The organism is Pseudomonas sp. SIMBA_068, from assembly GCF_046534705.1.
Taxonomy (GTDB): Bacteria; Pseudomonadota; Gammaproteobacteria; order Pseudomonadales; family Pseudomonadaceae; genus Aquipseudomonas; species Aquipseudomonas putida.
Map to the genome: position 1 here is coordinate 1 of NZ_JAWRYI010000613.1, position 268 is coordinate 268.

The 268-nt window shown below is 66.4% G+C and carries 1 pseudogene; it reads left to right on the top strand.

Going from position 1 to position 268, the window contains the following annotated elements:
• Positions 1-138, top strand: a pseudogene (locus SB756_RS30655) (UDP-N-acetylglucosamine 2-epimerase (non-hydrolyzing)); the annotation flags it as partial.
• Positions 139-268: the final 130 nt, after the last annotated feature.

The following is a 268-nucleotide window of genomic DNA, read 5'->3' on the forward strand; positions in this document are numbered from 1 at the left end:
GTGATCAGCCAGCATGACCGCACCCATCGGGTGATGCCGGTTGTGCAGGACTACCTCGGCGGCCCGGTGTCCAAGCAGGTCGTGCGTATCGTCTACAGCTACACGGACTACATCAACCGCACGGTCTGGTCCAAGTAAAGCAACTCGCCAAGGCTGCCCGTCGGTTGATCGCGGGCAGCCCTGCATCTCTGCCGTGCCCAGCACCGGCATGCCCAGGCGTGCCGCCCCCCGCCCCCCGCAATGCCTGCCCCTCTGTTACGCGAGGCCC